The sequence below is a fragment of the Streptomyces sp. NPDC048584 genome (assembly GCF_043199595.1).
Lineage (GTDB): Bacteria > Actinomycetota > Actinomycetes > Streptomycetales > Streptomycetaceae > Streptomyces > Streptomyces edwardsiae.
Genome location: NZ_JBICWF010000003.1, coordinates 470774 through 495400, shown reverse-complemented (window position 1 = coordinate 495400; position 24627 = coordinate 470774). Strand labels below are relative to the sequence as shown.

The following is a 24627-nucleotide window of genomic DNA, read 5'->3' as shown; positions in this document are numbered from 1 at the left end:
CCTTGACATTACAGCCCTCCAGGAGCTGGCGAGCACTGAAGACGTCGGACTGGCCATTTGCAGTCTTCCCGGATTGGGAAGCTGCTGCAGCGCCATCGGAGGAATTCCGACCATCGTGACCTGCTTCGGCTGCACCTTTGGCACCAACAGCTGATCGCGCAACGACCGTTCACCCGAACTCCCTTCTGAAAGGAGGTGATCCAGTGTCGATCTCCATCGAACTGCTCCAGGAACTGCCCTCTACAGAAGAGGCGTCTCTGGCCGCCGCGGACTGTTGCTGGTCCAGCATCCTCGACGGCTGCCAGTTCTTTTCCCTCACCATCTCAAGCTGCCACAGCTGCACGAACACGGGCAGCTAGGTCACAGAGGACTCACGTCCGGCCATCCACCAGCGAATTCCATGAAGGAGGTGAGAAGTGGTGGATATCTTGCAGCTCCAGGAACTCCCGCCCATCGAGAACGAGATGTCAGCACAGGGATGCTGCGCCCTGGGATCGATCGTGACGTGCCCGTGGCGCACCTTCGACTGGTGACGGAATTCCCGCTCTGACGGACCACGGATCGTCCCAAGGTACCGAGTCGCCCAGTGGCGACGGCTGCCCTGCCACACACCATGTGTGGCAGGGCAGCCGCAGAAGTCCAATCGACCACTTGCCCAGGAGCGTTGCGACATGCGGATAGAACAAGGGCTGCTCGCAGGACTACTGCGCTCGGCCGCGGGCTGGAACGCCGCCTATCTCGTGGCGGCCATCTGCGCCGGGGGCGCCGCGATGCTCCTGCCAGTCACCCTGGGCGCGGCAGTGGACGCCGCCCTTGGAGGGGGCACGTCACCCGCTCTGCTCCTGTGCGGTGTCGTTGTCCTCGGCGTCCTCGCCGAAGCGGCCACCGAACTGCTCGACGCCAGGGCCACCACCCAAGGCACGGCTTGGCTGCGCCACGGCCTGCTCGGCCGCATACTCTCCTTCGACCTGCGCGGACAACACCGCTTTCCGCAAGGAGACATGCTCGGCCGACTGCTTCAGAGTACGGCGGAGACCGCGAGGCTCGTCCCGTCCACCGTGAGCGCGATCGTGTCGCTGATCACCTCGTTGGGCGGCATCACCGCCCTGCTGCTCATCGACGCGTGGACCGGCCTCACCTTCCTCCTGGGTGTCCCGCTGGTCTGGCTGATCTCTAGGGGCTTCCTGAACCGGGCCGCCGTACTGACCGAGGACTACCAGAGGGTGCACGGCGAGCTCGCCGACCGTTTCGTGGGGGCGATGCGGGGCATCAGGACGATTCGCGCCTGCGGCACCGCCGAGCGCGAAGCGGCCCGCGTACTGCGACCGCTCGCTGCGCTGCGCTCCAGCGGGGAGAGGTTCTGGCGCATGCAGCGCGACGCGGGCTGGCAACTTTCACTGCTCGCCCCGCTGCTCCACGTCGGGGTAATAGCCACCGCGGCGCACGGCGTGACCACCGGGCGGGTCAGCCCGGGGCACCTCCTCGCAGCCACTGGCTACCTCAGCCTCGCCTTCGGTGTCTTCCGGCAGGTCGGCGTACTGGCCCAGTTCGGCCAGGTCCACGGATCCGCGAGGCGCCTGCGCGCGCTGCTGGACGGAAGCGGGGCGCCCACCGGCTCCGCATCCCTGCCACGCGGAGGCGGTGCCCTGCGACTGCGTGGCATATGCGTCGCGGCCGAGGGTCGCACCGTCCTCGACCACATTGATCTGAGCATCCCCGCCGGAAGCGAAGTGGCGATTGTGGGCGCCTCCGGTGTGGGCAAGTCGACCCTGGCCGCCGTAGCTGGCGGGCTGCTGTGCCCGGACGCCGGCACAGTTGACGTCGACGGAATAGACCTCGCCGAAGCCGATCCCGTGGAACTGCGCCGTGCGATTGGCTACGCTTTCGAGCGCCCGGTGCTTCTCGGCCGCACCGTCCGGGAGGCCGTCGGCTACGCCGACCAGGAGATCGACGGCGCGGCGATCGAATCGGCGCTGCGGGACAGCAGAGCGGACGGGTTCGTCGCCAGACTGCCCCGGCGGCTGGACACCCCGCTGCCGGCACTCCACGTCTCTGGCGGCGAACTCCAACGGCTGGGGCTGGCGCGCGCCTTCTGCCGCGAGCCCCGGGTACTGATCCTCGACGACGCCACGTCGAGCGTGGACGTGGCCACCGAGCGGCAGATCACCCGGGCACTGGCGGCCCGATCGGGTACCAAGCTGATCGTCGCCCATCGGATGTCCACCGCGGCCCGCGCCGATCTGGTGGTGTGGCTCAAGGACGGCCGGATCGCGGCGTTCGGCCCGCACCGGGAACTGCTGGACCAACCCGGGTACGCCGAGCAGTTCGGTCTCCCGTCGCCGCACGACGACCGTGCGCCGGTCACTGTGACCTCGGCACCCGGACGAGGGAGGGAAGAGTGAAACCGATGCACGAGCAACCCGGTCCCCGCGCGGCCCAGGATCCGGACCGTGGGTGCGGTAGCGACACCCGCAGCGCTCGTGGCCGTGGCTGGACTCTGGTCCGTCCGGCCGTGACCGCCGAGCGTTCCGCGGTGCGCGCGATGCTGGCCTGGTCCCTGCTGGAGGCCGTCCCGGTTCTGTTGTCAGGCCGACTCATGGCGTCCGCGCTGGACCGGGGCTTCCTCGCCGGTGACTCGTGTACCGGCATGGCCTACCTCGGCGCCTACGGCGCGGCGCTTCTGCTCGGCGCCTTCGGGACCCGTCAGGTAATGAGGCCATTGGCAAGCGTCGTCGAGTCCGTGCGGGACCGGTTGGTGCGGCTTGTCGTGTCCGCAGAACTGCGCCGGGCCGTCCTTGTCGACACGGAGGCCGACACCGGTGCCGTGGCCCGCACCACTCGACAGACCGAAGGCGTGCGACAGATGACCGCCGGACTCTTGATGACCGCGCGCACGGTAGCTTTCTCCGTGGCCGCCGTAGTGATCGGACTGCTGGCTCTGGTGCCCCAGATCGCGCTGGTGACCATGGTGGCGTTGGCCGTCTCCGGCGTCCTCCTCGTCCTGCTTTCCCGCAGACTACGCCAGCGGTACGCGACCTCGCTGTCGGCCGAGGAGGACCTCTCCAAAGAGGCCGGCGAGGTCCTGCGAGGGCTGCGCGACGTGTATGCCTGCGGGGCCGTGGCGACGGCCGACCGCCAGGTGGGTCATGCGGTCGACACCCAGGCCGCGGCCTCGATGGCGGTTGCCCGGCTCGCTGCCGGACGGCTTGGGGTGATCGTCGTCGGCGCCAGGCTACCGCTCGTCGCCACCCTGCTCATGGCCCCCTGGCTCGTCCGTTCCGGCACGGTCACCCCTGGCGAGATCCTGGGCACGGCCACCTACTTGATCATCGGCCTCGAACCCGCCCTGCGGTCAGTAGTGCAGACAGTCGCGAATGTCGGACTACAGCTCGGCGTGCTGCTGCTCCGCCTCGCCGACCGCGTCACCGTGCCTTCGGAACCGGGAGGCGGATCCGCGAAGGTTGCGCACACCGGCCTGAAACTCGGAGAAGTGACCTTCGGCTACAGCTCCCACTCTGAACCCGTGGTCCAGAAGCTGTCTCTGAGTATCGAGGAGGGGGAACACCTGGCGGTGATGGGGCCGAGCGGGGCCGGCAAGTCCACCCTCGCCAGTCTCCTCGCGGGACTGGACCGCCCTGACGCCGGGGAGGTGCGCATCGGCGGCCGCCTGGTGGAGGAGCTGGACCGGGCGTGGCTGCGCCGTACGATCGCCCTCGTACCGCAGGAGGCGTACGTCTTCGCGGGAACCGTGCGGGAGAACCTTTCCTACCTGCGGCCGGAGCCTGGGCCCAGGGATGGCGAACTGGCGTCCGTCATCACCCTGTTCGGTTTGGACGAGCTAGTCGCCCGCTCTGGTGGCACGGACGGCGTGATCGGGCGGCCGGATGCCCTCTCACAGGGTGAACGACAGCTCCTCGTGCTGGCCCGGGTGTACCTGTCCACCGCCCCCGTCGTCATTCTCGACGAGGCCACCTGCCACCTCGACCCGGTCGCCGAGGCCCGCGCCGAGCAAGCGTTCATCGCTCGGCCCGGCACTCTGGTGGTCATCGCTCACCGGATCAGTTCGGTGCTGCGAGCCCCTCGCGTCCTCGTTGTCGAGTCCGGAACCGTGGCCGACGGAAGTCACCAGAACCTGCTGGAGCGGTCACCGCTGTACGCGGACTTGGTCGGGAATGGCAGTAATTCGAGCGCCTGATGAGGAAGATCGCCCCGGAGGCCGCGGTACGCCTTGCCGAGCCAGACGCGGTCCAGGATCAGAGCTTTCGGCGCGCCTCGCACAAAACATCGGCGCTCGACGAGGTCGCCACCACCTGCACACACTCCACTCCCGTACCTCTCGGTGCCAGCCTTACACGCCAGTGTGCGAGCGGCGGCGCCCGGTGGGCACCGCCGCCTCAAGTTCGCCGCAGACTGCGGCGACTGTGATCGGCCCTACGGGGCGATGGGGCCGTTCTTCTTGTCCGGGTGTGCCGACAGGACGTAGCGGGTGGCGGAGAGGTTGGACAGGCCGAAGAGCTCCATCAGCCGGACGGGGTCGGCGCTACGGCGCGCCTCGTCGACTATGCGGTCCACGCGCAGGCGGCCGGCAGGCAGGCCGACTCGTTGGAAGAGCTGCTGGACCACGCCGGCACTGACTGGGGAGGCCGGAGTCGTCGACGGCGGTGTTGCGGGTGACGAAGAGGTGGGGGTTGGAGCTGTCGGGCCAGCGCCGGTGGCGCTGGATTTCCCACGCTGTGGCCAGGCGCAGGGTGAAGGCGTCGAGGTAGATGACGTGGTCCATGCGTCCCGGCCGGCGCAGGCACAGTTGGAGCCGTCCCGGAGGATGACCTTGTCGTTCGGTGTCGACCGATTCCCCCGACGAGGTGTCGTACGACATCGAGGTGGTCGAGATCGAGGAGATCAGCAAGTTCCCGCCGATGAGCGTCACCACCAGATGGGGTTCGAGGGGAACATCCTGGCCATCGCCGACTTCCAAGCTGGGCAAGAAGGTCCTGGGCGAGCAGTACGGGCACTCCGAGGAGCTGGTCATGCTCCTCCGCAGCGACCCTCAGTTCAGGATGGATCTCTCCGGCCGCTTCGCTGACCTCTGCGGGCAGCCGCCACAATCTCGCCATGCCTGACTGGGATGCCCTCGTGGGGCACAACCGCGCTGATCTCGATCGTGACGTCCCTGCTGACCCTGATCGTCTCAGAACGGCCGGGTGCTGGATCCGTGGACCGAGGAGTCGTTCCAGATGCGGGGGGGGATCTGCGTCATCGGGCCGCGAGGCCGGTTGCTGATCCGGGTGGCCTCGCCGGCCAGGTCGTCGTCGAACCCCACGATCATCTCCAGCTCGGCGATGGTCTCGTCCTCGAGATCGACCGAGCGAAGAGTGTGCGGCATGACGCGGGCCGCGTCCGCGATGACGAACGCGTCGCGGGCGTCGGTCTTGGCCTCGCCGGGATAGAGATCGGCGATCCGTCGCACCGTCAGCCCGGGCAGATAGGCGACCGGGCAGCCCATGTCCCTTGCCACCGCCAGGGGCAGAGCGCCGATGGCGGCCGGCTGATCGACCACGACGAGCACGGTTCCGTGCTCGGCCTGCAGTTTCCCGAAGACCTCTCGGAGCCTGGGTTCGCTGTTGGGCAGTCGTTTGCCGAAGGCATTCTTCCCGGCCGGGGTGACGGCGGTGGCGTGGTGCTCGCCCTTGCCGACGTCCAGGCCGAGGAGAGCGCCGATGTCACTCGTGTCGATCGCGTGCGTCCTCCGGTCGTCCTCACCCGGCCGTCCCACGGCACCGATCGCCACATCCACATTACGAAGAGCCTCCCGACCTGCGAAAGGCCGGTGGTCATGCCCTAATCAGCGGTCTGCGATGCCTCCGGAGCCGGTGACACCACCCCCCCAGGCCATGCGTTCGACAGGGGGAGAAAGTCATGCCAACTCCGGAGGCCAGGCGTCCCATTGCGGGGCAACCAAAAACGGCAATGGGGAGGTGAGTGATCAGGTGGCGCCGCAGGGAGGGCTGTAGGACTGTGTCTGCAGGGCGTTGAGTGGCAGGAAGCCGGCCGTGTTTGCGTATTGGCTGCCAGCATGTCCGTCAGTGTTGATCAGGAGTCGCCAGGGCTGGTTGTTGCTGTCTGTGAGGGTGCAGTAGACGGTCAGGGTGTCGCCGGTGCGGGCGAGTCCGGTGTTGGGGGCGTCGGTTCCCGGGATGGGTTTCATGTCGGCCTGCACGATGCCGGATGCGGTCTGTGTGTCGTAGGTTTCTGCGAGAAAGTCGCAGTTGACTGTCAGCGTTCCGCTGTCGAGGGTGAGGTTGTCCCTGCGGATGAACCCGGTGGTGTTGGCGTATTGCTGTCCGGCGCGTCCGTTCCGGTTGAGGGTGAGTACCCATTGCACGCCGTTGTTGTCCGGGATGTGACATATGGCGGCTATGTTGTCGCCGGGGCGGGCGAGCCCGGTGTTGGGGGCGTCTGTTCCCGGGATGGGCTTCATGTCGCTCGTGGTACGCACCGACGTGGCGCGTCCGATGCCCAGGATACTAACGTCGGCGTTCTGGGTGGCGGACGCGTACGGCGACGACACCGCTGTGGCGGCGGCCAGGGTGAGCAGACTGAGCACTGTGGCGAGGGGCCGTCTCATGGCGTTGGGTTCTCCTCTGGTGGTGGGTTCGGGGTTTGTCCGGTTGCCGCGTGGCGTCCGCCCCCGGTTCTGACAGGTGTCGGGACGGCCAGACCTGGCCGAGCGGTGTTCGGGGGTTATACGTGTCCGCTGGGGCGTTTAGGAGCTTCACCAGCTTCTGCACGTATCCCGTCTGGGCCGTCGGCTCCTTGAAGCGTTCGGGTCGTGCCGGACGGGCAAGGGGGTGTTGTCCGGGCGTCCGTGGCAGCCGTCTGGGCTTTCGGATGGCGGCGCAGCGATGCCGTGGGGGCGGTGCGTAATGGTTGCTAAGTGTGCGGGGCGGCAGTCGCTAGCCGGGGTGTGGCTGTTGCCCTCCGAGCTTTGGCGGCCTGGACTGCCTGCCGCTGGCAGGGAAGGGTGGGGCGTGGCTTCGTTGTGTGAGATTGCCCCATGCCGGGGGCAGGCGGCTCACGGCGTATCGGCTGCATGCCCGCGATGGAGCGCTGGCGCCCTTTCTGGTCGGGTGAGGTCAGGGCTCCCAACTGTCATGTGGTTTGGGCGTTCATGCGCGGCTGGCCGCGGCAATGGCGGAGTTGGCGGGGGCGTGCACTGCTGCGGTTGCTGCGTTTCGGAACGTCGTGCACCGCGAGCGCCCTTCACGGCTGGCCAGGCGTGCCGCCGCAGCAGGCAACAGTCTGGGGCTCATCGGCACGCGCGAGCGGCACCACAGCGAGCACTGCTGCCAGTGCCACGAACCAGCCGAGTACGGCTCTACGCATCACAACTCCTTGCCGAAGTGGGACCTGGCACAGCCCTTCTACTGCGGGCGGATGCCGATTACGGGACGCCGGGCTACCTGCCGTAAAAGGCAACGTTGTCGGTCTGATTGGCGTTGGCAGAGGGTGCTACCGCAAGTACAACTGCCAGTGCTAAAACACACCTAGCGGCTCTCCACACTGTCTCCTCCAGTGATCGCCGAGCGGACGGCCGCTTCGCCGACCGCCTCTGACCTGATGTCGCGGCGCTGTCTCCCCTGACCGTCAGGCTGATCAAGTAGCGGGCTCGTTGACTATGACATGCACGGCGTAGCGACGTCAGCGAAGCAGGAATGCATGATGTCTTGCGATCTATAACGTGCAGGTTATGTCTGCAGGTTGGGCGTGCTCAAAGCAACGGATGACGAGGCGGGTCCATGACCGAGATCCCCGCAGCCTGTGCGTCTCCCATCGTCACCGGTGTTTGCCGTGCGGCCACAAGATGCCGCCAGCGGTGTCCACTGATTAGCGTGCAAGCAGGTTCAGAGTCGGGTGCGGATAACCGCGGCATCCGGGGAGGTCTGGCACGCCCGAGCCGAGCGCTGGCTTCCGCCCCGCCGCGTTGTCCCCGTCGCGGCGAAATGGTCGTGCGGCAACCTCGATCTTGCGTGACGGTCCGCCGACGGAGTCGGTGGACCGTTTTCGTTCCGTGGGTGGAGTTGGGCAGGCTGAAGGCCCGGGCGTCGTCTCGGGTGGGCGCCGGGTTTCACTGCTCCGGTTGGAGGGTTCTCTCGTAGGAGCGGGTGGATCTGCTGGTCAGCCGGGGGTCAACTGGCGTGCAAGCCGTTCGAGGGCGGCGGTGATGTGGCTGGTCCAGGGCCCAGTGGCGGGCCAGTCGAAGGATCCGCCGACGGCCGGTGGTGATGAGCTGTCCGGCTGTGGTGAACAGGCGAAGCCGCAGGCTGCGGGGCTCCCGGAGGCGGGCCTTGCCGGTCAGGACGAGCATCGGCATCCAGGCCAGCAGGTCCAGTGCGATCTGCACGATCTCCAGCCTCCGGTTCTGGACGGTGCGCTTCAACGGCAGGTTGCGCAGGCCGGTGGCACGGGCGGCCCGGATGCGCCCTCCGCGCGGGCCTGCAGCCGTGACGGAGCTCGAGTTCGGCGATCGGCCGGTCGGGCGGTGTTGGTGGCGAAGCAGGTCAGCCTCATGCCGTCCGCTTCCGTGAGCCTCAACTGGGCTCCAGGATGGGGCCGTTCCTTGCGGACGATCAGCTGCATGCTTGGGCCATCCGTCCAGAACGTCGCCGGTGAGCTCGGCGCATGTTCGTGCTGGCAGGGGGTGCCGTAGGGGCGTCCGCTGGAGCCGAGTTCGACCTTGCGACGGTCGACGTGCTCCTCGAACTCGGTCCACTCGTCCGAGGTGGTGTCCCGGTACCGTGCCAGGAGCTGTGCATCTGGTCCTTGCCGCCGGAGTCGTGCACCTGGACCTCGAACCGGCCGTTCTGGAAGCCATGCTGGAGGGGTAGGCACTGCAGCAGCGCACGCGCTTCTTGAACTGGGATTCGACGATCCACCCCCGGATCTCGTTGGTCCGTCGACTGGCCCGCTTCACCGATGAGTACCCGTGGCGATGGGACCCCGCCGAGGTGGAAGCCTTCTTCGACTACATCACTGACACCCGCTACGGCTGGCCGTCCACGTTCAACGAACTATTTGGACGGGCTCCGGGCCAGCTCCTGCACGAGTGGAACACGATCACCCACACCAGCGAGTACGAAGGAGCTGCCGAACGCCGTCCGCTCACCTACGACGAGGTCCAGACCCTTTGCGACGCCGCCGACGGCCGTGTCGAGGAGATCCGCGCACGACGATGCAAGGGCTCGCTCGCGGCCCTCCGCGATGCCATGGTCTTGAAGACCGTCTACGCCTTCGGCCTGCGGCGCCAGGAAGCGTGCGGCCTTGACCTGTGTGACCTGCGCCGGAATCCCAGGGTCGCCGACTGCGGCCGTTTCGGAGCGATCTTTGTCCGTTACGGCAAGGCGTCCAAGGGTGGCCCTCCCAAGTACCGCAGTGTTCTGACCGTCCCGGAGATGGATTGGATCGTTGGAGTTCTCGACCAGTACGTCAGCGAGGTCCGCCCCGCCTTCGTGCCGGGCAAGCACCCAGCCTTCTGGATCACCGAGCGACGCGACCGGATGTCTTCGAGACGGCTGAGCAGTGCCTTCGATGCCGCGCGTCAGTCCGCCGGCCTGCCCGTGGAGCTGGATCTGCATTCGTTGCGGCACAGCTACGTGACCCATCTGATCGAGTTCGGTTATCCAGAGAAGTTCGTCCAAGACCAGGTCGGCCATGCCTACGCCAGCACCACGGCCATCCACAGCCCGCTGGACCGGATACGCCAAGCGGGATTGCCTCGACTACATCGCGTCCCGCACGCAGATCTGACTGCTCCCCCCGGGCGGCGGCCATGATCTGGAAGGACCACCACGAGATGGGGGCGGTTATAGCAACTCTGCGCACTCGTCGACGAATGCGCAGAGCCGACGAATGAGGCTCAAGAAGAAGGGGGTGGGGTCCAAGTCGCCCTTCATGTGAGGTGCGTCCTGGAGCCACTGCTGCCACAGGCCCCCCGATTCTCGGAAGCGGTCGGCTTGGCCACCTCCAAGGTTCAGGTCGATGAACTCAAGAGCGCCCATGACGACGGTCTGGTCGTACGCGAGGTCAGGGCGAGGGAGGTAGCGATCCAGGTAGGCGGCGAGCAGATCAGCGTCGCGCGCCGTTCCGAAACTGGCCAGGGCCACGCTGTAGGCCAGCCCGACACAGCAGACCTCGCTGGCCAGCAGGAGTTCCCCGAGGCGCTCACGGAACTCAATCCGGCGGGATACAGTTACGAGCCACGCCGCAGTTCTCCGTTCTCTCCAACTGCCCTCAAGAAGCGTGGCGATCTCATCTGCGGTGATGAGTCTCGCGTCCTCACAGAGATCTCGCATGAATCGGGCGTATTGAGGACCTTGCATGCGCAGCAAGCCGCCGCCGAGCTTCAGGTAACGCCGCTCGGGCGTGACATACCGGCGGACCAGGGCCAACAACTCGGGATCGTCACGAGGATCGCGTATCACACGACCGATCTTGCCTTGCTGGCGCAAAACGAGGCCAGCCCATTCCTTGCGCTCCTCGTCCGCCGCCCTCACCGGCGCCAGTGCGACGGACTGGACGACCGGGCCGCATCAGCAGCCAGCGAAGCGACAGATGAGAAGTCGGTTTCCCTCGGGGGTGAGCCCCGGCATCATGGCTGTCGGTAGGTCCATACGCGAGAGGGGCGAGTGCGGCCGGTGTCTGGAGACGGGCAGGCGGATCTGACGGTGCTGTGGCAGCGGCGTTGGCCTAGTTGTTCTCCGGTTGGGTACAAGCTCCGTGACCCGTATCGGGACGTTTGGGTACGTTTCCACAGCCTGCCGGAGTCGAAGCGGTACGCGGACGACGAGAGCGAATACAGCGTCGTCCTGGGGCGTTACAACACCGTCCTCGATGAGCTGTTCGCTGGTACGGACGTGTATGTGATCACACCGCTCTGGACGACCGAAGCGGAGGTTCCATCCTCGCCAGCCACCGGCTATTGGCAAAGCCTGCTCGTGGAGGACGATCCTGACCCTGAGTTCCGCACGTACTGCCACCTTTTCGCCGCCCGCCGACCCTGGAGGCGTGGCTGTATCGACGAGTTGCTCCGAGACATCGCCGACGACAAGGTGGCGGGCGTCCTCATCACCGACACCCAGATGCAGCGCATCCACCACCCCTACGACGGTGGCGCCGATGTTTTCCTCGCCACGTCCGAAGAGCGGGACCGGGTGCGCGATCGGCATGCCAACTGGCTTTCCCATCACCCCTCGGGTCTCTGACCCGCTCGGCTCTCCGCCCCGCTCAGAATCGTTTTACTGCAAGTACCGGGTTGAGAGGCTCCACGAGCTCTTTGATGGCGACAGCCACGAGCCGCGCGGGCGCAACACCGCCCAGCAAGGCGCTCACATATTCGATGGCCCCCGCAGGCGAGAACATCGGCAGCCTTTGGCGCAGTGTCCGCACAGCGTGCATGCGTCCGCGCGCGGCGGCGACTTCGCACACTGGAAGGTGTAGATCGTCCACTGCAGTGCGCACCGCCAGCCCACGTATCCGGGCTCGATAGTCGGCCTCCCACTCCCCGGTTACCGCGGAGACGACACCGATTCGGTGCAGTCCCCCGTCGACACGGTCGACCAGGTAAGGCCCGTTACCGGCCAGCATGAACTCCGGGTTCCGGGCGCGTACGAACTCCTCGGAGGTCCAAGAGACGATCCACACCAACTCGTGCTCCCTGACGTCGACCACAACCATCCGCGTCGCGCCCACGCCCGCAGCCCGCCACTGCTGATGGTCGCGCTCCAGCTGGTCCTAGCAGAGCTACGACGACCGTCGCTGAAGCGGGCGCAGCTACGTCGGCCGGAGGAGGCAGATCACCCTGGCCATGCTCAGGCCTTTCTCTCGGCCACGGCGGGTCAGGCAGCAGCGAGGGGGGACGCAGAAACTCCACCCTGGTTCCGCTCACCGTGGCAGAAGTCCGCCGGCACCTGGCAACCGGCCTCGCACACCGACCCCGCCCGCCACGTCGCGTCCACGCACTGAGCTGATCGCGATGGCGGCGAAGGCGTCAGGCCGTGGCCCGGCACTGTCGCTACCGACGACGAGGTCAATCGTTGGAGGGACGGCCGCCAAGGCCGCCCCTGACGCGCCAGTAGCCGACTCCACTGCCGGTGAGTGGAGTCGCGTCTACGACGCCAGCGTGCGGCTCACTCTTACGAGACGTGGCTCACCTGGCTTGCCCGGCTTACGGGGCTCGGACATGTGTGTTCGCCCTCCCCTTTGACTCGCGCAGGGGTGGTGTCGATGACGACGCGATCAAACGGCACCGACGATATTCGCCGCCGGCGTGTTGAGCGGCTCTATCCGAGCACCACGGTGCGCAGCAGTTCTGTGGTGCGGTCGATGATTTCCTCCGGGCTCATAGCGGCCAGGAGGCCGTCGGCGAGCACGTAGCGGCTGAGAGCGATGCCGTTGAGGACGGCGACGATCATTTCGACCTTCGCTTCCGCGTCGTCGTCAGGAGCCATCTGCCGGTAGGCGGCGACGCTCTGCTCGCGCATGGCCCGCTGCATCTCTCGTGCCACGGTGCGGTCACTGGTCGAGCTCCTCAGCAACGCGGTGAAGGACTCGGCCAGTTCACCCGCTTCCATCTGATGAACGAAGGTGCTCGCGACGCGCCGCGGGAGTCCTTCCAGGTCTCCGGCCACGTTCTGGATGATCTGTTGCGGAGCTGCCGCAGCGATGAAGAGGTTCTCCTTGCTGGAGAAGTGGAGCGTGATCAGGCCGTTGGCGACACCTGCCCGCTTGGCGATCTCTCTGATCGTCGCTCTTTCGTAGCCCAGTTCCGCGAAGGTCGCGCGGGCCGCGTCGAGGATCGCCGCCCTCTTGGCCTCGGGGTCTCGGGTCCTTTTCCGGGTCGTTGCTGGTTGCGGCATGGACCTACTGTACATCCGGCCATTAATGACCTAGCGTTAATGAACGTTCGTCCAGTAGGGCCTCGCGACAACGGCGCGGACCTACCCGTACAGAGAGAAGTTCGTCATGTCGTACCAAGAGCTGGCGGGGATCCACGTATCCCTCTCCGAGGGCGTCGCGACCGTCACCATTGACAACCCGCCGCTGAACCTGGCCGACGCCACCTTGCTGCCGTCGCTGCGCACCTTCATCGCCCGAGTACGCCACGACAGCGATGTTCGGGTGATCGTGTTCGACAGCGCGGATCCCGACTTCTTCATAGCGCACGGCGACATGGGCTTCATCATCGATCCGCAAACGGCCGTCGAGGCGGCCGGCGCGGCCATCGCGGCCGTTCCCGACGCGGCCGTGCCGCCGACGATGAACCTCATGCAGGTGGTCCACGAGGAACTGCGCTCGCTGCCACAGGTCACCATCGGCAAGCTCGCCGGCCTCGCCCGGGGCGGCGGCAACGAGTTCCTCATGAGCCTGGACATGCGGTTCGCCGCGGTCGGCAAGTCCGGACAGGCCCAGCCGGAGACTCTCATGGGCATCATCCCCGGCGGGGGCGGTACGCAGTACCTCACCCGGCTCACCGGGCGGGCTCGAGCCCTGGAACTCATCCTCGGCGGCGAACTCATCGACGCCGAACTCGCCGCGGCCTACGGGCTGGTCAACAGGGCCCTACCGGCCGACGAACTCGACGACTTCGTCAACACTCTGGCCCGACGCATCGCGCGACTGGTTCCGGAGATCGTGGCCGCGGTCAAGACTGCCGTCAACGTCGCGGCCGGGGCGGTCCCGGAGGAAGGGCTGAGCGTCGAGAACGAGTTGCTGACCAGTCTGTTCTCGCCTGACGCCGCCGCGCACGCTCAGAAGCTGCTCGCGGCCGGAGCCCAGACACGTGAGGGCGAACGTCGTCTGGAAGAGATCCTCAATGCGACCCGTGGGTGAAGCCCCCGCCTGATGCATGCAGGCTAGCTGTTCCCGTGCCCCGGGAAGTCCCGCACCTCAACAGGCGCAACCCCGGAGGGCAGCAGACTCTTCAGGCGGCTCTGTACTCCGTCCCGCCCTGCTCCGCCTGTTGGGCCCACCACCTGGCTCACCTCACGCCCGTCGGTGCCTGACGCAGTGCCAAGCGCGTTCCTCCCGTAGTAGAGCCACCTGCCGCTGATGGTGCGGGGCATTGTGGCACCAGCTGCTCAACCGAGCAGGAATCACCCACCGGCGCTGGGGATTCCTGCGGGAGTGGACCGAGGCCGACGACTGGCCCCGTCTGCGCGGACTTTCGCCCGTCGACCGCGTCCGCCCCGGCAGTGGTGCGCTTCGCCTTTGCATGGCGCTTCATGGAGACGCTCGATGCATGACATGGCCGACCGCAGTGGGCATCATCACCCTCGAGCAGCTCCGCGCCGGCCTCTACGAACGGTTCGCCGGACCCATGAAGCGACCGGGCCGGGGTGAGGAGGCCGCTGAACTGTTCGCCTTCCTCGCCTCCACGGGTGCGTCCTACCTCAACGGAGCGCGGATCCCGCTCGACGGCGGCCTGCTTCCCACCCTGTGGTTCAACCCGCTTCGCGGTTTCGCACCTGCTCGGCCCACCGTGCCCGACCGATCGGCTGCTGACAACACCACCTTCCGCGACGGGTGTCGGGGCCGTAGCCGACGGGGATGGGCCGCCGGACGAGGCAAGATCGAGGCAGCGGAGGTGTCTTTATGTCTTTGGTCGGGCGGGGCGTGGCGTTCGGGGTTCGTAGACGGTCGCCGAACAGGACGCCGAGTCAGGGACTAAGAGTCCGGTGTTTATACCTTGCTCGCGACCACCATGTAGTTCTCGGCCTCAAGATCGAACGTGCTCAGTTCCGTCTGGAGTCCGACCCGGTGCAGCTCGGCTTCAAGTTCCTCGTACCGGTAGGGCCAGCAGGACAGCAGTTCCGAGCGGACAAGAACCAACCCGGTCGCATCAACTTGCGCGATCGCAATCTCGATGTGGTGCTCCTCCTCCCAATGCGGTGCAATCTCCCAGCGGTAGACCACGACGGCGTCGCGACCGTTCCGGCGGACGAGTCGGTCACTGATCTCCAGCCGGGAACCTCTGGCCCTCACGAGTTCCCAAGTGCGGGATGTGAGTACCAAGCGCCCGCCGGGGCGCAGAATCCGTGACATCGACTCCAGAGCAGCACTCCTGCCTGACGCGCCCGCGGCATGGTGAAGCGAGTTGCCAACGCAGAACACCATGTCGAACGTGTTGTCCTGGAAATGGTCGGGCAACTCTTCCCAGTTCGCTCGTACAGCCCGGACGGATGCCCCGAACTCCTCAGACAGCTCTGCAGTCCGACGAACCATCGCCTCGCTGGCGTCAGTTGCGACAACCTGCATGCCACGACCGGCGAGGCCAACCGCCAACTGTCCCGTTCCGCACGAACAGTCGATGACGTGAGCGTTCGACGGCAGGAGATTGAGGACGTCGTCGAACGACGCAGCGAACTCGGCTGGAGGCAACTTTGCATCCGAGATGAGCCATTCGTACACCTCGGCAAGCACGTCATAACCTGTCACAACCACTACCTCCGTCACGCGGCAGACTCACGGTAGGACGTCAGTCCATCAGCGGAGCAAGCCGGGCACCAATGGTTTTCGCAAGGGTGACTCTGACGGTGTTTGTGGGTTGTCAGTCGTCCGCATGAGTGGATTTCACCGGCTGGTAGCTTGGAAGTTGTTCGTGAGAAGTAGTGTCACTCGCGGGGTTGCGGTGGAAAGTGAATGTGCTCGGTGAAGGAGCACCGTCGATGCCGCCTGGTCAGTCGAAGGTCGAGTTGTATGCCGCGAGGCGACGTGACCTCGCGAGGGCATGTCGAACCGGGCGCTGGAGCGCAAGTACCAGGTGGGCTGGCGCTGTTCAGATGGCGCTGAGTCTCGGCGTGGCCGAGACTTCGGGAACCGTACGTGCCTCGCCGTTCCAGGCCGGATCCGTTCAAGCCGGTGATCGACCACATGCTGCTGGCTGATCTGGACGCGCCGAGGAAGCAGCGTCACACGGTGGTCCGGATCTATCGCCGGTTGATCAACGAGCACGCGGTGGACGACGCGTCCTACCAGGTCGTGCGCGACTACGTCGCCAAGCGGAAGCCGGAGATTCGGGTCGAGGCCGGCCGTGGCCCGGCGCAGGTGTTCATCGAGCAGTCGCACCTGGCCGGCGCCGAAGCCGAGGTCGACTTCGGCGAGACCGCGGTCCGTTTGCGGGGCGAGCTGGTGAAGTACCGTTTGCCCTGCCTTCGGTTGTCAACCCGCACCTGCTGATCAGCCGGAACACGGCCACCACCACGAGGGCAGTCGGCACATTCCGGATGGACCCCCTCCACCTCGCGCACGTCTTCTCCCTCGGCGCAAAGACCAGCCTCCGCTACACGGCCGCGGGTGCCGTCTCGGCTGGCGCACACGAGTCGCACACCTGCTGAGCTGCAACTTTTATGGGCGGCGTGCCCAGAACAGGGCATGTCCACCGTCGCCCTCAGGGACGAAGTCCTCCCGCTCGACCGTCAAGCCGGCCCGTTCGATCCACTCCCGGTTGGTGGCAGCATCCGCATGGCTCCACCACATCGGGGTGCCGCCCCCGAGTCAGTTCTCCTCGGTTCCGGTCCACTCGCCGTGTCCCATGGTGGCCACGAAACAGCCTCCCGGGCGGAGCCACCCAGCAGTCTTCCGCAGCAGGGGCGGCTGCTCAGCCAGTGGAATCTGGATCAGGGCGAAGAAGGAGACGACGGCGTCGAAGGACGCGGCGCCGAAGGAGACAGCCGTGGCATCACCGCGGATGAACTCTGCGTGAGGCACCCGCTCGCGGGCCCGGCGGATCTGCACCTCGCTGATGTCTATGCCGGTGACCCGGTAGCCGGCGGCGGCCAGAGTGCGTGCGACCGGCACCCCGCCGCCGCAGCCCAGGTCCAGCACTGTCCCACCGGCCGGGATCTGCCGGCAGAGGTCACCAAGCAGTGACTGGTACTTCGTCTCGGCGCCGTACATCTCGTCGTAACGCAAGGAGACAGCGTCGTACCCACGTCGGACCAAGTCCTTCGGATCTGCGATGTCCACGGTCGAGACGTTGGCCACTGGTCCCAGCCAAGGCGAACAATTATCTCGATACAAGCTGAACCGGAGTGCCCGTACAGGCCGCCTGCCAGGACCCGCGGGTTCGCCACGAAGACCTTTCAGAATGCGCGAACTCACGGAGGTTCGGCATCGAGCCGTTCTGCTGCACGCCGGGAATCGAGGGCGCCCACGAGAAAGGCGGCGTCGAGGGCCAGATCGGCTGGGTTCGCCGCAGCCACTTCGTTCCCGTCCCCGAGATCGACTCGCCGGCGCTCTCGAACATGCTGATCGGCGAGTGGGATCTGGCCCGACGAAGCCCGGCGCATCGCGACCCGTCCCCGCACGATCGGCGAGCTGTTCGCCGTCGAACGACCGTCGTTGAAGCCGCTGCCCGTCGAGACGTTCGAGACCGGCCGCTGCCCGATACCAGGGCTCGTCCCACCCTCGTTCGATCGGTCCAGACGATGTGCTGCGGCTCATCGCGCGAGTTGCCCTGGTCGGTGCATCGATCTCAACCGAGCTTCCTGCCGCAGTGACGTCACCCGCAGCCGGAGCTGGGTACGTTGGTCCGTACGCAACCGGGGAGAACAGTCCGTACGCCGACATGCCCATTTGTGCCACCGCTCGATCGAGCTCCGGCCGATCTCCTCCGCGGCTCGGCTCGTCTCGCCTCGCTCTCCTCCAACAGGATCCTCTCCTACCCCATTCACATCCCCAGTCAGACCCTGCGAGAACGGACTCGAACGTGGCGCACATATCTCCGTGCTTGAACGCCCCTCGGGCCAGCGACACCACCCCCAGGTCATCCGTTCGGCGTCGAAACCCCGCCATCACGGCTCACGCACCCATCGGCCCACTGCACCCTGGCCGCGGTGTACGCCGTACCCTCGATCAACACGTTTATCTCAACGTGGTGATATAACGGATCCATGCCCACACCGCCACCGCTGGCCGAAGTCGGCCTTGCCGTCAAACGACTCCAGAGCCGTCATCAGCGTGAGGCCAACCGGCGTTTGAGCGCCGAAGTCGGTCTGTCGCTGCCGCAGTGGGACGCACTGCGGCATCTCGGCGAACGGCCCGACGCGTCGTTGCACGACCTCGCCCAGCTCACATTTCAGACCGACCAGGCCATGGGCACCCTCGCCACACGCATGATCAAACGCGGGCTCATGGAGCGTGTCGAAGGACCAGGACGGGCGGTGCGCCATCGGCTTACCGAAGCCGGCGAGATCGCGCGCCGCGACGGCTCAGCCGTGACCGCCGCCGTCCTCGAGGAGACCATCGGAGCCCTGACCTCCGACGAGCGGCGCACGCTGCACCGCCTGCTCCTCAAGGCGGGCGCAACCGCCTGACGACCCGCCCACACCAGGTCCTCCATCCAGCCGTGCGCGGCCGGACCCTGTTCGACATACCCGCCGAGCGTCTCCAAGCAGCGCGGCGGCAGACCGCGTCGCGAACCGCTCGGGCCGGCCGCGCGAGGCCGGAGCCTCACAACCGCCGTACCGCCCCAGCTGATGCCGCTGGTAGGCCGGCTTCGGACTCACCCACAAACGCCGTGCCACCTTCGGCGGCTTGATCTTCCGCTCGAACAGGTCGGTCGCCCGCGCCCGTACCGATGGCCGGCTTCGACGTCCCGCAGCGGTCAGCCCGTCCCCGGCCCGTTCCTCACGCAGAACGGGATACAGCCACCGCCCCGGACTCATCAGGTGTCACACGAAGGTTCACCCCGCCGAGCCGAAGCCAGTGGCGCCGATCGGCCGGGGTGACCTCGCAAGGTGCACGCGACAGTGGTGCACTCCTTGCATCTGAATCAACAAGTTGATATAAACAAGCTTACATACTTCGTTTGGAGGCACTGATGAGCACCACCGCACCAGCAGGCAGCTTGCGTCCCGCTCGCACGACCACCGTCACGCTGGAGAATCCTCCCGGGGGCGACCCCGTCGAGATCACCACGACCGACACCGACCGCACGCGCCCGTTCCTTCTGCTGCACGGCGGAGGTGGCGTCGCGACGGTGTCGGCCTTCGCAGACCTGCTCGCGGAGCGCACCCACTCCCGGGTGCTGGTCCCGACCCACCCCGGCTTCGACGGTACGCCTCGACCCGAGCACCTGAACTCGGTGATCGACCTGGCGCGCAGCTACGTCGCACTGCTTGACCGGCTCGCTCTCGCGGACGTCACCGTCATCGGCAACTCCTTCGGCGGCTGGCTCGCCGCGGAGATTGCACTACTGGACAGTCCCCGCGTCTCCGGCGCGGTACTCGTCAACGCCATCGGACTCGAGGTCGAGGGGCATCCGCTGACCGACATAGCGACGCTCACCCCCGCAGAGCGGGCGGCACGCTCGTTCCACGACCCCAGCCGCGCTCCTCGCCCACCGGCCCAGTCCGGTGCAGGCTCCGCTGCCGGCCCCAGCCCGGACATCGCCGCGTTGGCCGCCTACACCGGTCCCAGCATGGCTGACCCGACACTCGCCGGGCGGCTGAAGACACTCGATCTGCCCGTACACGTCGTCTGGGGCGCGAGCGACGGCATCGTCGATGTCGCGCACGGCCACGCGTTCGCCGACGCAATCCCCCTGTCGCACCTGACCGTTCTGCCTGCCGCCGGCCATCTGCCCCAACTCGAGACTCCCGAGGAACTCCTCGGCGCCCTCCTCGACCTCGGCCGCGACTGAGCCCTCTCCCCCACACCGAAGGAGACCGACCGTGAGCACCGCAACGATCCCACTGGACCTGACCGTCACCCGCATCGGACACGCCTGTCAGATCATAGAGTTCGGCCGGACGCGAGTCCTGACCGACCCGTGGTTCACCAGCAATTCTCACTACTACCCCGGCGAGCCCGTCGCCATGACGGTCGCCGACCTGGGCCGCATCGACGCCCTGGTCATCAGCCACGAACACTACGACCACTGCGATCTCGACGCCCTCGTCGAGGGCGGATTCGACCTCGGTACACCGCTGTTCGGACCGGGTACCGTCACCGCCATCGCCGCAGCCAAGGGCTTCCGCACCCTGCACACCATCGAGGCCTGGGAGTCTGCCACCGTCGGCGCGCTGACCGTCACCGCGACTCCCGGCCAGCATGGGGTCCACGAGGTCACCTTCGTCATCCAGGCCGGTGGACGCACCGTCTTCTTCGGCGGCGACTCGCTCCGGGTTCCTGAGCTCGACGAGATCCCGGCCCGGTTCGGCTCCATCGACCTGGCACTGCTGCCGGTCAACGGCCTGTGCATCCGGCCGGCGAACCTCGCCCAAGTCGTCATGAACGCCCACGAGGCCGCTGGCCTTGCCGCCGTGCTCAAGCCAACCCTCGCGATCCCACAGCACTACGCCTTCCACTCCGGATGGCTTGGCGATCGCATCATCACCAAGGGCGACACGGACCCACGACACTTCACCGAGGCACTCGCCCTCCTGGCACCGGAAATCACCGCCCGGCTGGTCACCCCGGGCGTACCGGTGCAGATCACGAGCGGTGTCGAGTAATACCGCCCACCGGAACGGCGCCGCAACGCCCAGAGCTCGCCGACGGCTCGCCCGGGACGAGCACGGAGCCCTGGCGCAATTCGCCTGGGCCCGGTGGTCGAGTCCGGCGGGCACGTCGGTGGCAGGTTCGAGGACGGTGGCGGTGTTCTGGCGAAGGCCGGCGCGCGACGAGGTCCCGGGGATCAAGAGGAACACCGGTCGGCGCTGCTGCAGTCGGACCAAGGCGACTACCACTGCGGCCTGACCGTGTCCCGAGTGCAAGACCCGAACCACAACCCGCCGCGCCGAGGTCGTGTCCGCGCCCGGGCTCGTCTCCCGTCTGGGCGGTGCGCCGGCGCAGGTGTCCTGCGGAGTCGCGGTGTTGGTTCTGCACCACGATCTGGCGCAGGGCCTGGACACCCCGGCCGGACACGCGGTCTGCTCCGTGCCGGTTGAGGTGTTCCAGGAGCCGGACGGTCTCGTTGCCGGTGGCGAGGGTCGTGCTCTTGGCTTGGCGGGGTTCTTGCCCAGGCGGACCGGCCTCCTTCAGGCGGGCCAGCGCGAGGTCGAGGAGGCGGTCGGTGCGGTCGGCCTCGGTGAGACCTTGCACAGCACGCTGCGGTGGAAGCCGGGATCGTCCGACTCTATGACCATGGCGTACTGGAAGTCGCTGCGGCAGCGCACCGCCGCGGCGTCCTGCCAGTCCGACAGGCCAAGCACGAACTGCAGCACACAAGCAGTGGCCGGCTGGGCGGGCGAGAGACCCGGACGCCTGTCACGCGGATAGCGGCACGGTGACTCCCGGCGCCTGGCCACGCTGCTGGCCACTTCGGTCTACCTGACGTCCCGGGCGGTCGATGACGCCCTGGACCTCCTGGAGGTGCTGACCGCGACGAAGCTGCCGGCCAGGGCGGAGCGGGAGACGGCGAAGGAGAAGCCGAAGACCCTGCAGCGCGTGGAGAGGGCGTCGACGAAGCCGGCCGCCGGGTTCCGGATCGTGTTCGACAGCTCCAGCGAGCAGGTCGACACGGACACCGGGGGGGATCACCCCGCCCGAGGTGGAGACGCTGGAGGCGATGTGGGAGCGGATGTGCACCAGATCCTGCGCCGGAGGAAGAACTCCTCCGAGTGGGGCGATTCCCGTGCGAAGCTGCTGCCCTGGTCGCGCACAGCTGCAACGTGGGCTACACCCCGGTCATCGGGGCCGCGGACGCCCTGAAGTACGGGCGCCTGTCCCATGTCGACCAGAGGTATCTGCGGCTGGCGACGTACCGGGCGGCGGGGCTGGGCGGGAAGGTCGCGGCCGGATCGACCTCGCCCGGATCGAACGGCACTGGGAGGACATCCTTCGGATCATCGGCTCCATCCGCACCGGGGCCGTGCGCGCGTACGACGTGATCCGGATGCTGTCCCGCGGCGGCCGTTCCACGCCGCTCGGCGACGCGATCGCCCCCTACGGGCGGATCGCCATGACCCTGCACATCCTGCGTCTGGTCGACGAGCCCGGCTACCGCCGCCAGACCAAGATGCAGGCCAATCTCCAGGAGGGCCACCACGCCCTCACCCTCGCCCGGATGATCTCCATGGGAAGCAGGGGGCAGTTGTCCCCGCGCCACCAGGACGGCATGGGGACCAGATCGGCGCCCTGGGCCTGGTCCTCGACGCCCTCGTGCTCTTCGACGCGGTACATGGACGCCGCGGTGAATCAGCTGCGCGCGGGATGGCTTCGACGTCCGTGACGAGGACGTGGCCCGCCTCTGCCGTTCGTCAGGCATCACACCAACATGCTCGGCCGGTACTCCTTCCAGCTTCCCGAACCTGCCCGGTGGCCGGCGCCCGCTACGCGACCCGGACGCCACCGACGAGGAATGACCGGGTCCTGGTCCGAACCGCCGGACGGGAGGACCATGGACGTACGTCCGGCGGTGCAGGCCGGTGCGGCATGGTGCGGGCGTTCTGGTCGCGACGCCGAGGCAGCGCGTGCTCGTCAGGGTGTCTTTGGGCGCGAGGCGCCCTCCGGTCCGTCGTGTGCTGTACCGGCGGACCCGGTGTGTGAGAGTGCCGCGAGGAGCCGCATTTTCTCGTCGCTGTCGCTGTCCTTGTCGGGGTAGTAGACGACGAGGATGACGTCGCCAATGGGGAGTTTGTCGCGGTGCAGGCGTAGTTCACCGACAACGGGGTGGTGGACGGTGGTCGTGCCTCCGTCGAGACTGCGGACGTCATGGCGGGCCCACAGGGTGCGGAACCGCTGACTGGACAGTGCGAGTTCTCCGACGAGTTCGACGAACCGGGGGTTGTCGGTGTCGTCCCCGATGGTGATGCGAAGGGCGGCGACAGAATCCGCGGTGGCCTTCGTCCAGTCCTGTTGGAATACCTGTTCCTCGGGGTCGAGGAGGAGGGAGCGCAGCCGGTTCTTGCCGGGCGTCAGGCGGGGGGAGAGAGCGACCGCCATGGGGTTGGAGGCCAGGACATCGAACGCGCGCCCTTCGACGAACGCGGGGATCTGAAGGTGGGCGAGCAGCTCGTGCACGCGCGCCGGTACGTGCTCGGGCCGCTTGCGCCGCGGCGCCCTGGGGCGTGCCGCCGCGAGGCCGAGCAGATACGTCCGCTCGATGTCGTCGAGCTGCAGGACCCGCGCGAGTGATTCGAGGACCTGCGGTGAGGGGTTCTTGTCACGGCCCCGTTCCAGGCGAAGGTAGTAGTCAGGACTGATTCCGGCGAGCAGGGCGACTTCCTCGCGGCGCAGGCCGGGCACGCGGCGGTTGCCCCCGGGCGGGAGTCCTGCCTGCGCCGGGGAGACCAGCTCACGCCGTGCACGAAGGTAGCTGCCGAGCCGGTTGCCGGATTCCTCATCCTTCATACCGACACCGTAGTGCGGTGTGCGTGTCCCAGAGGGGGCCCTGGGAGGACCAGGGAAGACGGGGGCCCTGCCACACCCGGCGGATGCCGTCAAGACTGCGATAGCAATGTTCTGAAAGAGACAGAGAGCATCACTGTCTGCGCCGCGGGCCTGAACGCCGGCGGCGCCCTGGATGTAGGGAAGACCTCATGGATCTCTCCAACCGCACCGTTCTCATCGTCGGCGGAACCTCGGGTATCGGGCGAGAGCTGGCCCGGCGGTTCGCTGCGGCGGGCAGCACCGTGGCCATTGGCGGCCGCAGCCCGGAGTCACTCTCGGAACTCGCCGGAGAAGGCTTCGGCACGATCAGCATCGACGTCACCGACAGTGCTTCCGTCACGTCTGCCCGTGACGCCGTACTCGCCCGCTACCCCGAGCTGGACACCGTGGTGACGATGTCGGGCGTCATGCTCCTGGAGGATCTGCGCGACCCCGCGCACTTCGAGGCGGCAGCGACGACGATCGACACCAACCTGCTCGGCACGATCCGAGTCGTAGACGCCTTCACCCCGCACCTGGTCCGGCGGGGCACCGGCACCTTCATCACCGTCACCTCCGGCATCGCCTTCCTGCCGTTCCCGCCCATGCCCAGCTACGCCGCCTCGAAGGCCGCGGTGCACGCCTACTCCGAGGCACTGCGCGCGCAACTCGACGGCACCGGTGTCGGCGTCGTCGAGCTCGTCCCCCCGGCCGTCGCCACGGCAGGACAGGAAAAGGTGAACCCGCACGCGCTGCCGCTGGACGGCTTCGCCACCGAGGTCATGCACCTGCTCTCGCAGGACCCCACCCCCCACGAGATTCTCGTGAAGGGCGTCCTCGTGCATCGCTGGGCCGAGCGCGACGGCACCTACGACGACCTTGTCGCACAGCGATCCCAGGCCCTGGCCATGCTCCCCAGCCGCCAAGGCTGACACCCTCCCCTCCCTGTCGGCGGCCTCATCGCTCATCGCCCGAACCCCGCCACCCGAACGGCCCCGCCCACGCGACCCACCCTCCCAGGCGGCAACAGTTTCAGCGGCGGACGTTCTCCGGCTTCTCGTGCCGGGACTTCGCCACCAGCGTCAGCAACGAGGCGCCCTGCTCGCCAAGGTGGGGCAGGGCAGAGTGGCGGTACTCGTGCAGGTCCCAGGATGTCGCCGAAGCCGTCGACATCCTGACCTCCTTCGCTCGCCCACAAGGTCCACCTGGTCGTCGACCGGCACGCGGCCCACCGCTCCAAAGGCCGTACGGAGCGGGCTC

The 24627-nt window shown here is 67.3% G+C and carries 20 protein-coding genes and 4 pseudogenes; 12 read left to right on the top strand and 12 right to left on the bottom strand.

The features are described 5' to 3' along the window. The first annotated feature begins 671 nt into the window (after positions 1–671). Both ACGFR9_RS10230 and ACGFR9_RS10225 read left to right on the top strand, forming a co-directional pair. Positions 672–2402, top strand: coding sequence for an ABC transporter ATP-binding protein (locus ACGFR9_RS10230; protein WP_393205109.1), 1731 nt, complete (start codon positions 672–674; stop codon positions 2400–2402). Positions 2403–2512: 110 nt separating this feature from the next. Further along, on the top strand, positions 2513–4195 hold the full coding sequence (locus ACGFR9_RS10225) for an ABC transporter ATP-binding protein (RefSeq protein ID WP_393205106.1): 1683 nt from the start codon (positions 2513–2515) through the stop codon (positions 4193–4195). A 236-nt stretch (positions 4196–4431) separates the two neighbouring features. Here the strand turns inward: ACGFR9_RS10225 and ACGFR9_RS10220 are convergent, their stop codons facing one another. Further along, the gene (locus tag ACGFR9_RS10220) at positions 4432–4623 is read right to left on the bottom strand and encodes a hypothetical protein (protein WP_393205226.1); all 192 of its coding nucleotides are present in this window, start codon (positions 4621–4623) and stop codon (positions 4432–4434) included. A gap of 215 nt (positions 4624–4838) precedes the next feature. Here ACGFR9_RS10220 and ACGFR9_RS10215 point away from each other — a divergent pair, with 215 nt between their 5' ends. Further along, the gene (locus tag ACGFR9_RS10215) at positions 4839–5120 is read left to right on the top strand and encodes a hypothetical protein (RefSeq protein ID WP_393205223.1); all 282 of its coding nucleotides are present in this window, start codon (positions 4839–4841) and stop codon (positions 5118–5120) included. 24 nt (positions 5121–5144) lie between these two features. Here ACGFR9_RS10215 and ACGFR9_RS10210 read toward each other — a convergent pair. The 3 genes and pseudogenes from ACGFR9_RS10210 to ACGFR9_RS10200 all read right to left on the bottom strand — a co-directional run. Next, positions 5145–5734, bottom strand: a pseudogene (locus ACGFR9_RS10210) (IS110 family transposase); the annotation flags it as partial. Between the two features lie 249 nt (positions 5735–5983). After that, positions 5984–6625, bottom strand: a complete 642-nt coding sequence (locus ACGFR9_RS10205) for a hypothetical protein (protein ID WP_393205103.1) — start codon at positions 6623–6625, stop codon at positions 5984–5986. 1550 nt (positions 6626–8175) lie between these two features. Then, positions 8176–8677, bottom strand: a pseudogene (locus tag ACGFR9_RS10200) (transposase); the annotation flags it as partial. A 232-nt stretch (positions 8678–8909) separates the two neighbouring features. On the opposite strand from ACGFR9_RS10200, the gene ACGFR9_RS10195 reads away from it, so the two are divergent. Beyond that, a complete protein-coding gene (locus ACGFR9_RS10195) occupies positions 8910–9830 on the top strand; it encodes a tyrosine-type recombinase/integrase (RefSeq protein WP_393205100.1) in 921 nt (306 codons plus the stop codon). Between the two features lie 30 nt (positions 9831–9860). Here the strand turns inward: ACGFR9_RS10195 and ACGFR9_RS10190 are convergent, their stop codons facing one another. Next, positions 9861–10478 (bottom strand): DUF6000 family protein, encoded by a 618-nt coding sequence (locus ACGFR9_RS10190; protein ID WP_393205217.1) that lies wholly within the window; start codon positions 10476–10478, stop codon positions 9861–9863. A gap of 213 nt (positions 10479–10691) precedes the next feature. Here ACGFR9_RS10190 and ACGFR9_RS10185 point away from each other — a divergent pair, with 213 nt between their 5' ends. Further along, on the top strand, positions 10692–11258 hold the full coding sequence (locus ACGFR9_RS10185) for a hypothetical protein (RefSeq protein ID WP_393205097.1): 567 nt from the start codon (positions 10692–10694) through the stop codon (positions 11256–11258). A gap of 22 nt (positions 11259–11280) precedes the next feature. Here ACGFR9_RS10185 and ACGFR9_RS10180 read toward each other — a convergent pair whose 3' ends face one another. Together ACGFR9_RS10180 and ACGFR9_RS10175 are read right to left on the bottom strand one after the other, a co-directional pair. After that, positions 11281–11730, bottom strand: coding sequence for a YrhB domain-containing protein (locus ACGFR9_RS10180; RefSeq protein WP_393205214.1), 450 nt, complete (start codon positions 11728–11730; stop codon positions 11281–11283). Positions 11731–12335: 605 nt separating this feature from the next. Next, entirely contained in the window at positions 12336–12911 is a 576-nt protein-coding gene (locus tag ACGFR9_RS10175) for a TetR family transcriptional regulator (RefSeq protein WP_393205094.1), read from the bottom strand. A gap of 106 nt (positions 12912–13017) precedes the next feature. On the opposite strand from ACGFR9_RS10175, the gene ACGFR9_RS10170 reads away from it, so the two are divergent. Then, complete coding sequence (locus ACGFR9_RS10170; RefSeq protein ID WP_393205091.1) at positions 13018–13884, top strand: enoyl-CoA hydratase/isomerase family protein; 867 nt, start codon at positions 13018–13020, stop codon at positions 13882–13884. A gap of 849 nt (positions 13885–14733) precedes the next feature. Here ACGFR9_RS10170 and ACGFR9_RS10165 read toward each other — a convergent pair. After that, positions 14734–15489 carry a class I SAM-dependent methyltransferase gene (locus tag ACGFR9_RS10165; protein WP_393205211.1) on the bottom strand — a complete coding sequence of 252 codons (756 nt, stop codon included), beginning with the start codon at positions 15487–15489 and terminating at the stop codon, positions 14734–14736. Between the two features lie 423 nt (positions 15490–15912). On the opposite strand from ACGFR9_RS10165, the gene ACGFR9_RS10160 reads away from it, so the two are divergent. Then, a complete protein-coding gene (locus ACGFR9_RS10160) occupies positions 15913–16230 on the top strand; it encodes a hypothetical protein (RefSeq protein WP_393205088.1) in 318 nt (105 codons plus the stop codon). A gap of 318 nt (positions 16231–16548) precedes the next feature. On the opposite strand, the gene ACGFR9_RS10155 is transcribed toward ACGFR9_RS10160, so the two are convergent. Next, positions 16549–16965, bottom strand: a complete 417-nt coding sequence (locus ACGFR9_RS10155) for a class I SAM-dependent methyltransferase (protein WP_393205085.1) — start codon at positions 16963–16965, stop codon at positions 16549–16551. 980 nt (positions 16966–17945) lie between these two features. Here ACGFR9_RS10155 and ACGFR9_RS10150 point away from each other — a divergent pair. From ACGFR9_RS10150 to ACGFR9_RS10140, 3 genes are all read left to right on the top strand, one after another. Continuing rightward, entirely contained in the window at positions 17946–18368 is a 423-nt protein-coding gene (locus ACGFR9_RS10150; protein WP_393205082.1) for a MarR family winged helix-turn-helix transcriptional regulator, read from the top strand. A gap of 506 nt (positions 18369–18874) precedes the next feature. Next, entirely contained in the window at positions 18875–19696 is an 822-nt protein-coding gene (locus tag ACGFR9_RS10145) for an alpha/beta fold hydrolase (RefSeq protein ID WP_393205079.1), read from the top strand. A 31-nt stretch (positions 19697–19727) separates the two neighbouring features. Beyond that, a complete protein-coding gene (locus ACGFR9_RS10140) occupies positions 19728–20510 on the top strand; it encodes an MBL fold metallo-hydrolase (protein ID WP_393205076.1) in 783 nt (260 codons plus the stop codon). A 525-nt stretch (positions 20511–21035) separates the two neighbouring features. Here the strand turns inward: ACGFR9_RS10140 and ACGFR9_RS10135 are convergent. Then, entirely contained in the window at positions 21036–21221 is a 186-nt protein-coding gene (locus ACGFR9_RS10135) for a hypothetical protein (protein WP_393205073.1), read from the bottom strand. Positions 21222–21288: 67 nt separating this feature from the next. Here ACGFR9_RS10135 and ACGFR9_RS10130 point away from each other — a divergent pair. Beyond that, a pseudogene (locus ACGFR9_RS10130) lies at positions 21289–22361 on the top strand (Tn3 family transposase); the annotation flags it as partial. A gap of 115 nt (positions 22362–22476) precedes the next feature. On the opposite strand, the gene ACGFR9_RS10125 reads toward ACGFR9_RS10130, so the two are convergent. Further along, positions 22477–23349, bottom strand: coding sequence for a helix-turn-helix transcriptional regulator (locus ACGFR9_RS10125; protein ID WP_393205070.1), 873 nt, complete (start codon positions 23347–23349; stop codon positions 22477–22479). 188 nt (positions 23350–23537) lie between these two features. Here ACGFR9_RS10125 and ACGFR9_RS10120 point away from each other — a divergent pair, with 188 nt between their 5' ends. Beyond that, complete coding sequence (locus ACGFR9_RS10120) at positions 23538–24299, top strand: SDR family oxidoreductase (protein ID WP_393205067.1); 762 nt, start codon at positions 23538–23540, stop codon at positions 24297–24299. 100 nt (positions 24300–24399) lie between these two features. On the opposite strand, the pseudogene ACGFR9_RS10115 reads toward ACGFR9_RS10120, so the two are convergent. Continuing rightward, positions 24400–24522 (bottom strand): annotated as a pseudogene (locus ACGFR9_RS10115) (site-specific integrase); the annotation flags it as partial. Positions 24523–24627 lie beyond the last annotated feature (105 nt).